This is a genomic window from Microcystis sp. M109S1 (assembly GCF_020247025.1).
Classification (GTDB): domain Bacteria; phylum Cyanobacteriota; class Cyanobacteriia; order Cyanobacteriales; family Microcystaceae; genus Microcystis.
Map to the genome: position 1 here is coordinate 1 of NZ_JADBRW010000255.1, position 7,197 is coordinate 7,197.

Sequence of the window (7,197 nt, forward strand, 5' to 3'; positions counted from 1 at the left end):
GCCGAATTTGAAGTCTTTTCTGAACGAAACCCCCTACTATCTGTGGTCAAGGTTCAGTTTTTAGCTTGGTTATCGCTTTTTCCATTTTAGCTTAAAGCCGTCCTCAAAGGACGGGGTTTTAACCCAAATTTTCGATAACATTAATTGCAGTCGCTCTAATTTGCGATCGCCGAAAGGATCGTGATTAATCATGGTATTTGTCCGATAGAACTGGTTATTATGAGTGATTTTCCCGCTTTAACGGCGTTAATTCTGGCTGGTGGTCAAAGTTCCAGGATGGGACGAGATAAAGCTTTGTTATCTTTTCAGGGTGTCTCTTTTCTGGAAAATATCTGTTTAATTGCCCAAAATTGTGCCGTACAAGTGTCTGTGATTACGCCTTGGCCGGAACGTTATGAACTTATCATTCCCCAATGCTGCCGGATAATTAGGGAACCTCTCCCCACTAGGGGGCCTTTATTGGCCTTTGCCTTGGGATTAACTTTTGTATCAACCGATTGGGTTTTATTGCTCGCTTGCGATTTACCTTTACTAACGCCCCCAATTATGCAAGAATGGTCAAGATTATTAGCCACTGTACCAGAAAATGCCATCGCTTTGGTTCCCCGGTGCGGCTCTCGTTGGGAGCCTCTCTGTGGTTTCTATCATCGTCGTTGTTTAGAATCTTTGCAGAGTTATATTCAGCAAGGGGGAACTTCTTTTCAAAAATGGTTAAATGTCTCCGTGGTGGAGGAATTAATCATCGATAATTCCGAGATTTTATTTAACTGTAATACCCCGGAAGATTTAGAGATAATAATAAACTCCCCAGATGTTGACAGTAAGAAACCCTAGCACAAAAGGGACTAAAAGTAAAGAGATCGGCCAAGGAATGTTGGATAAATGGCGATAACTATAGTAGAGCATTCCGGTTAGATAACCGCCGGTTACACCGATAATTGCGCCGACAATATCGCCATTTATGGATAAATAGGAAGTGAGCAAAATGACGATGGAAAAGGGTAAAATTATCAAGCCACCTAAAAATATATCGCCAGTGAGACTACCATATTTATTACTTAATTTTCTGCCTAACCAACTAGATAAAGTCAGAATAATAAAAGGAAATACTGCCCAGCCTAATAACAGCAAAAAATCAGATTTAACTGTCCAGTTTTGCCAAGTAAAAGCGATGAAAAAACTGCTGATGATTGCTGCCAATACACCCGTAGCCAAAGCCTGATTACGGTTAAGCTTTAAAAAAGCCTCTGCTAGACCGGTCTTGGGTTTGAGCAAAGATGAGCAAGATATTTTCAGCAAACTAAAAACAATAAAAAGAGTTTTTGACCACTTGATCGATTGCCGTTGTCGATAACTTTTCTGAGGGTCTCTTAATTTATTTGCAATGGCATGATAGCGGCGAAAATTTCCCTGTTGCTTAAATTTTTTGGCCGCTATTTGAAAATCTTTTCGTGCTGCCGGCAGTTCCGAGAGTTCCTCGAGAGCCAATCCTCTTTGATAATAGAATTGGGGATTATTATGATCAATGGCGATTGCTTTTCCATAAGCTTCTAGGGAAGATTGGGTGTAACCGAGTCGTTGACGGGATAAACCGAGGTAATAGTAAGCTTGGGAACAATCGGGTTTTAACTGCAAAACTTGCCGACAATCGCTTAAAACTTGCCGATCCTGCTGATTATGGTAGTAAACTTCCGCCCGTTGCAGATAGGCCTGCCAAAATTGCGGATTAATTGCGATCGCTTGCTGGTAAAATGCGATCGCTAGTTGATAATTTCTCTCTTGAGCGTAGTGCCATCCCTGTTGATAAAAATCCTCGGCACTGCGGTGAAAAGTGGGCATTTCTGGGGATAAACTGCGATCATACTCTTTTCTTTTCTCTTTATCGCTCAAAACCCGATAAGCTTGTTCAATTTCCCGAAATTTTGTCACTGCCTCCGGATCATCGGGATTATAATCGGGGTGATATTGCCGGGCCAGACGACGAAAAGCGGCTTTTATCTGATTATTACTGGCATGACGGGGAATTTGCAGGATTTCATAGTAATTTTTCATACTTGAGTGTGGGGAGAATTTTCAACTACTTAAAATTGTTGCCAATGGCTCGCCGAAACGACTATCATTGTCAATTAAATAGCTTTTATTGAGAGTTGATCGCTTATGTCTGCCTACACTGCTTCCTCCCTGAAAGCGGAACTCAACGCGCGGGGGTGGCGCTTAACTCCCCAGCGAGAGAAAATTCTGCACGTTTTCCAGAATTTACCGAAAGGCAATCATCTCAGTGCCGAAGAATTGCAGGAATTGCTGGACAAAAGGGGGGAAGGAATTAGTTTATCGACAATTTACCGCAGTGTTAAACTGATGTCGCGGATGGGAATTTTGCGGGAGTTGGAATTGGCCGAAGGTCATAAACACTACGAACTCAATCAACCCTATCCCCACCACCATCATCATTTGGTCTGTATTCAGTGCAATAAAACCATTGAATTTAACAATGATTCTATCCTCAAACACAGTCTCAAACAGTGTGAGAAAGAGGGTTTTCAGTTAATTGACTGTCAGTTAACGGTGATGGCCATCTGTCCGGAAGCTTTGCGGATGGGTTGGCCGTCGGGAATACCGAGTAATTGGGGCTGTACGCGTTCGCTGGTGGATACTCGTTTCCAAAACTGCGAGATTCCCGAATCAAAGGAGCCAGAACCGGAAAACTAGACATCTAAGCGGACATTCCCAACTGAAAACCGAGAGCTTTTTTCTGCATTAATTGGAAAATATTATAAAATCCGTTGGCGCGGGAAGGGGTAAGACTGACTTTTAAACCGGTTTGTTCGATAAAATCCGGGGTAACTTGCAGGATTTCTGTGGGAGTCAGTCCATTTAACCCCTCGATTAACAAAGCAACTAAACCCTTGACTAATTGTGCGTCGGAATCCCCTTTGTACCAAACCTGGCCATTTTCGAGGTCGGCAGTGATATAAACTTGGGATACACAGCCATGAACTTTATTAGCGGGTATTTTGGCAGATTCTGGTATTGGTTCTAGTTTTTTAGCAAAAGCTAGTAATTGTTCGTATTTTTGCTTAGGATCGGTACGACGTTTGAGGCGTTCGACGATGCGATCGAGATTAGACGGGAGCATATTGCAAGTTAAAATAGGAAAAAATTAGCCAATAGCTTTTTTATATTAGCATTCTCGCGGAAGTTGAGCGCTGTGGTTATCGATGCCGGGACTGCCTTGGTCAAAGCGCCTCGAGGCTATCTGCTAGAATTGGCATCAATCAAACACCACGCTTGCAGGAGCTATGGTTAACCTTTCCTGCATTAACGAAGGCAGGGGGCTCCGAGGCCGTTTTTGTAACGGGGATTTATGCCCCGCTCCAAAAACTTTTCGCCTTAAGGCGAGGTTTTAGACCCGATTTTTTCGATAAACGCCGTACCAAAAATATAAAATCTCCTTACAATACTAGGCAATATCGGACTGCCGTTTCAATTTCTTGCATTTTTTCTTCGGATAGTTTCCCAACTGGTGCGGAGGGGAAGCGATTTTTATCAATTGAACGAATTTGAAAACCAAGAAAGACTGTTTCTAAAGGAAGCCCACTTTCATCAGTCGAAACGCGAACATTAGTCGGATAATCTTGGCGAATATTTTCTCCTTTCGTCCCCACCACTACCATCACCACTAAGGGTAACTGATTGATCACATCAATAGATAATACTAAAACTGGTCTAGTTCCTGCTTGCTCTTTTCCTTGAATCGGGTTAAGATTAACGAAATAAATTTCACCTCTTGCGATAGTCATTTTCTACAAACCGTCCATTTCAGAGACCATAAACTCCTGATTAATGGTAGCTATTTCTCCTAAAATATCCAGATCATCTGCCATTATTTGCAATTGATCTTCATCAATTAATTGAGTTTCAATCGTCAATTTTACTTTAGTATTCGGCTTAAGATTAAAGGTTTCAGTAGGATAAAAAGCTTCTCCATTGAAAATAGCAGTAATTTTTTGATTCATCATTTCTGTACCAACATAAATCAAGCTTCTCTTACTTGATGATACCAAATAAAGTATCGAAAACCTCCGCTTCGAGAGAGGAAACCCTCGCCTCCTCTCCCGAAGCGGGCATTACTTCCGTGTCTTGCGGGCGACACCCCCTAGCATCAAACCGCCCAAGGTGATAAAACCGAGAAGGCTAGAGGGTTCTGGGGTGGTCGTCGCGGTGGGAACGGTCAGCACCGAGGAGATCCCGTACAAAGGGCGGAATGCTACCGGACCGTTAAACCCTGGACCAAAATCGCTCCCATAACGAATCCAAGTTACGTTCGTTCCATAGCTCGATCCGATAGTTACTGGTACCGACCCAAGTGGACCTAAATTAGGTTCCGACCAAGCAACTCCCGAAGATAAAGTCCCCGTCCACACATCACCGAATAAATAATGACCAGATTGCGACATCGAAATACCACCATCATGACAAATGATGCCAGCCGCCGGTATATGGGGACAGATATCGCCATCCCACAGGTCGGAGTTACCGAAGGCGATCAGTTTGCCATCTAGACCATAGATAGGGACACTCGTGTCAACTGTATTGGTTGAGGTATTGTCGATCGCATTCACACTAGCTGTCGAACCGATCACCTTCCAAGTAATACTAGCAGGGTCGATTCCTACATTCGTAAAAGCGTCATTTAATATTGTTGAGGTGTGCGCCTCATTGTCAACAAAGGTGTTGTAGGTATTTATGTCAGTGCTTGTTGCTTGAATCGTGCCATCCGTAACAAATACCAAGCGATACTGATTACCAGGACTAAGACCAGAAGGAATCAGTTGAAAAGCTTCTGCAATGCCAGAGATGCCCAGACTCGCGAAGGCAACCCCAGATAAAATGCCCATAATCGTTAGTTTCATCTAAAATCAAGCTCTTTGAGCGTTGTAAGGATTATCTCTCTTTTGTCAAAGATTGACAGAAGAGAGTTATGCAAGTTTTGGAACCAAGTAAATTCCAGAAAAATCTTACCCCCCCCGCACATTTGTCAAGTCTTTTAAATAACTCTTAATATTTCTTTCCGTTTTGCTCTCTGGCTCTCGTCCGGCTTCTCGATCGAATCGCTAAAATGATGGTGGGTGTTTTGGATGTAAGTTATGAGTGAACCTGTAACCCTTGAGGATATTTACCAGCTATTCCGCGCTTCCGCCGAGGAGTTCGATCGCCGTGCCGCCGAATCCAAGGCGGAATATGATCGCAGGGCTGCCGAATCTAAGGCGGAATACGATCGCAGGGCTGCCGAATCCAAGGCGGAATATGATCGCCATAGAGTCGAAATAGAGAACCTCCTCGCCGAATCTAAACTAGAAAGCGATCGCTCCATGGCAGAACTGAAACGGACGGTTGAACGAACCAGCAAAGCGGTAGATAGTCTCACCACTCGCTGGGGTCGATTTGTGGAAGAATTGGTAGAACCGGCGGTTTTACGGCTTTTTCAGGAAAAAGGCATCGATATTAAAGAAGTTTATCCCCGCGCTAGAGTCAAACGTCAGGGCATCGCCATGGAAATTGATATTCTAGCCGTCGATGATACCGATCTCGTGGTGGTGGAATGTAAATCTAGATTATCTAAAGATGATGTGGATGAATTTATCGAAAAATTGACTCGTTTTAAAATCGCTTTTCCCCATTATCAAAACTATCGAGCTTACGGTGCGGTGGCGGGAATTGAAATCAACGAGGGGATCGATCGATACGCTTATAAAAAAGGACTATTTGTGATTAAACCCTCCGGGGATACGGTGGCCATTATTAATGATGCTGACTTTCAACCGAATACTTGGTAATTTCCCTAGTCAAAACAATCGCTATGGTTAACCTTTCCTACAATAAAAATCGCCTTCTTCCCAGTGCCGAAGAATTGCCCTGTTCTGACGAAACACCCGTGGATAACCAGTTACACCAACGACATTCCCAATCTATTACTTAGTTTATTAGCATTTATTTGGATGGGGCGGGACGACTGGTATTTTGGTGTCGATATGGGAGTTTATTGCAATCCCGACGAACCGGCAATCATTATGATCAATCGGGAAATCGCTATTTAACCGCAGAGGAAAGGGCGAGGGCAGCTGCGGCGATCGCCGCTCAAGCACGTTTGATCGCCCAGCAAGAACGTTTAGCCAAACAGGAAGCGGAACAAAAAGCCCAACGACTAGCGGAAAGACTAAGATCACTGGGTATCAACCCCGATGAAATGTAGGGGTGGGTTCCAGGCAATTTTAGGGGATTAATCGCGTAATAATTCCGGTTCGGTTAATTCGTCGGTCATTTCCATCAAGGCCCGTTGGACGGGTTTAATCATCGGGTCATCGATATTTTCTACGGTATCGTAGCGGACGCGTTTGGCCCGTCTAGCGACTTGCACGACGATCGAGTAACGATTGCTGGCCGCATTCATCAGTTTATCGGTGAGATAAATCATCTCGGAGGAGTCGAATTTAAACCGTTTGGACATAGTTATATTTAGCCTTCTGGTGGTAAATTTGGCACTTGTCACTGATAATAGGTTAGTGATAAGTTTTATTACTCAGTCCACCTTACCATATTTTGTCAACCTTAAGGATAGGGTTCTCCTTGAGCTCGATCGTATTTTGTCAACTACTTTTTACAAAACTTAAATCAATTTTATACAAGTTTAAAAATATACAAATAAAGAGATAATTTTTGAAATAAATAAACCCAAAAAAGGGACACAATCGCAGTGCCTATAAATATACTTGAACATATACTGCAAAGTAATCTTTGCTACATATATACCCAATTAATTGGCTGAGTTATTTTATTCCGCACCTGTATCCGCTGCTACTGCTGTCTTCCTAATCTACCCTATCGGCCAGGGTATCTCGAGCATGGCTTTTAACCTCAACGGTTTCAACTTTAACCAGTCGATTATCGATTCCCTGGGACGTGCGGTCGCAACGCGCTCGCTACGCGAGATCGCAACTTGGGCGGATGTGATCAACCGCGCTAACATTGGTTTTGAAGTAATGCACGAACGCAACGCTCATCGAAAATTTTGGGTCTGAAACCCCGTCGTTCTACGACGGCTTTACCGTTAAATACTAGCGCATTTACCAAATATATGCTAAAATGTGAGACATGGAAAAAGCCTACTCGTTTCGATTTTACCCCACACCCGAACAA

General features: G+C 43.3%; 11 protein-coding genes and 2 pseudogenes. 6 read left to right on the forward strand and 7 right to left on the reverse strand.

Features of this window, described 5'->3' with window-relative positions:
• Window positions 1-69: 69 nt before the first annotated feature.
• On the reverse strand, window positions 70-192 hold the full coding sequence (locus tag IM322_RS12675) for a hypothetical protein (RefSeq protein WP_287677325.1): 123 nt from the start codon (window positions 190-192) through the stop codon (window positions 70-72).
• Between the two features lie 27 nt (window positions 193-219).
• On the opposite strand from IM322_RS12675, the gene IM322_RS12680 reads away from it, so the two are divergent.
• A complete protein-coding gene (locus IM322_RS12680) occupies window positions 220-834 on the forward strand; it encodes a molybdenum cofactor guanylyltransferase (protein ID WP_287677326.1) in 615 nt (204 codons plus the stop codon).
• On the opposite strand, the gene IM322_RS12685 is transcribed toward IM322_RS12680, so the two are convergent.
• On the reverse strand, window positions 787-2,052 hold the full coding sequence (locus IM322_RS12685) for a J domain-containing protein (protein WP_287677329.1): 1,266 nt from the start codon (window positions 2,050-2,052) through the stop codon (window positions 787-789). The two genes, IM322_RS12680 and IM322_RS12685, sit on opposite strands and share 48 nt — an antisense overlap.
• A gap of 105 nt (window positions 2,053-2,157) precedes the next feature.
• Between IM322_RS12685 and IM322_RS12690 the strand changes: the two genes are divergently transcribed.
• Window positions 2,158-2,709, forward strand: coding sequence for a ferric uptake regulation protein (locus IM322_RS12690; RefSeq protein ID WP_002737956.1), 552 nt, complete (start codon window positions 2,158-2,160; stop codon window positions 2,707-2,709).
• Between the two features lie 4 nt (window positions 2,710-2,713).
• On the opposite strand, the gene IM322_RS12695 is transcribed toward IM322_RS12690, so the two are convergent.
• From IM322_RS12695 to IM322_RS12710, 4 genes are all read right to left on the reverse strand, one after another.
• Window positions 2,714-3,136 (reverse strand): SufE family protein, encoded by a 423-nt coding sequence (locus IM322_RS12695; RefSeq protein WP_287078442.1) that lies wholly within the window; start codon window positions 3,134-3,136, stop codon window positions 2,714-2,716.
• Window positions 3,137-3,452: 316 nt separating this feature from the next.
• Complete coding sequence (locus IM322_RS12700; RefSeq protein WP_286825256.1) at window positions 3,453-3,800, reverse strand: type II toxin-antitoxin system PemK/MazF family toxin; 348 nt, start codon at window positions 3,798-3,800, stop codon at window positions 3,453-3,455.
• Between the two features lie 3 nt (window positions 3,801-3,803).
• On the reverse strand, window positions 3,804-4,019 hold the full coding sequence (locus IM322_RS12705; protein ID WP_158200534.1) for a hypothetical protein: 216 nt from the start codon (window positions 4,017-4,019) through the stop codon (window positions 3,804-3,806).
• A gap of 108 nt (window positions 4,020-4,127) precedes the next feature.
• Complete coding sequence (locus IM322_RS12710) at window positions 4,128-4,913, reverse strand: PEP-CTERM sorting domain-containing protein (protein ID WP_286825255.1); 786 nt, start codon at window positions 4,911-4,913, stop codon at window positions 4,128-4,130.
• Window positions 4,914-5,147: 234 nt separating this feature from the next.
• Between IM322_RS12710 and IM322_RS12715 the strand changes: the two genes are divergently transcribed.
• Both IM322_RS12715 and IM322_RS12720 read left to right on the forward strand, forming a co-directional pair.
• Window positions 5,148-5,837 carry a DUF3782 domain-containing protein gene (locus tag IM322_RS12715; RefSeq protein ID WP_286825254.1) on the forward strand — a complete coding sequence of 230 codons (690 nt, stop codon included), beginning with the start codon at window positions 5,148-5,150 and terminating at the stop codon, window positions 5,835-5,837.
• Window positions 5,838-5,860: 23 nt separating this feature from the next.
• Window positions 5,861-6,253, forward strand: a pseudogene (locus IM322_RS12720) (hypothetical protein).
• A 27-nt stretch (window positions 6,254-6,280) separates the two neighbouring features.
• On the opposite strand, the gene IM322_RS12725 reads toward IM322_RS12720, so the two are convergent.
• Window positions 6,281-6,508: a DNA-directed RNA polymerase subunit omega gene (locus IM322_RS12725; RefSeq protein WP_002761217.1), complete on the reverse strand. Its 228-nt coding sequence runs from the start codon at window positions 6,506-6,508 to the stop codon at window positions 6,281-6,283.
• Window positions 6,509-6,851: 343 nt separating this feature from the next.
• Here IM322_RS12725 and IM322_RS12730 point away from each other — a divergent pair.
• Window positions 6,852-7,079, forward strand: a pseudogene (locus IM322_RS12730) (hypothetical protein); the annotation flags it as partial.
• 73 nt (window positions 7,080-7,152) lie between these two features.
• Window positions 7,153-7,197: helix-turn-helix domain-containing protein (locus IM322_RS23350; protein ID WP_353737100.1), on the forward strand; the 45-nt coding region annotated here is incomplete at its 3' end.

Bases quoted from the DNA above. Each gene is read 5' to 3' on its own strand.
- IM322_RS12675 (WP_287677325.1), bottom strand. From the start codon at position 192: ATGATTAATCACGATCCTTTCGGCGATCGCAAATTAGAGCGACTGCAA.
- IM322_RS12680 (WP_287677326.1), top strand. From the start codon at position 220: ATGAGTGATTTTCCCGCTTTAACGGCGTTAATTCTGGCTGGTGGTCAA.
- IM322_RS12685 (WP_287677329.1), bottom strand. From the start codon at position 2,052: ATGAAAAATTACTATGAAATCCTGCAAATTCCCCGTCATGCCAGTAAT.
- IM322_RS12690 (WP_002737956.1), top strand. From the start codon at position 2,158: ATGTCTGCCTACACTGCTTCCTCCCTGAAAGCGGAACTCAACGCGCGG.
- IM322_RS12695 (WP_287078442.1), bottom strand. From the start codon at position 3,136: ATGCTCCCGTCTAATCTCGATCGCATCGTCGAACGCCTCAAACGTCGT.
- IM322_RS12700 (WP_286825256.1), bottom strand. From the start codon at position 3,800: ATGACTATCGCAAGAGGTGAAATTTATTTCGTTAATCTTAACCCGATT.
- IM322_RS12705 (WP_158200534.1), bottom strand. From the start codon at position 4,019: ATGATGAATCAAAAAATTACTGCTATTTTCAATGGAGAAGCTTTTTAT.
- IM322_RS12710 (WP_286825255.1), bottom strand. From the start codon at position 4,913: ATGAAACTAACGATTATGGGCATTTTATCTGGGGTTGCCTTCGCGAGT.
- IM322_RS12715 (WP_286825254.1), top strand. From the start codon at position 5,148: ATGAGTGAACCTGTAACCCTTGAGGATATTTACCAGCTATTCCGCGCT.
- IM322_RS12725 (WP_002761217.1), bottom strand. From the start codon at position 6,508: ATGTCCAAACGGTTTAAATTCGACTCCTCCGAGATGATTTATCTCACC.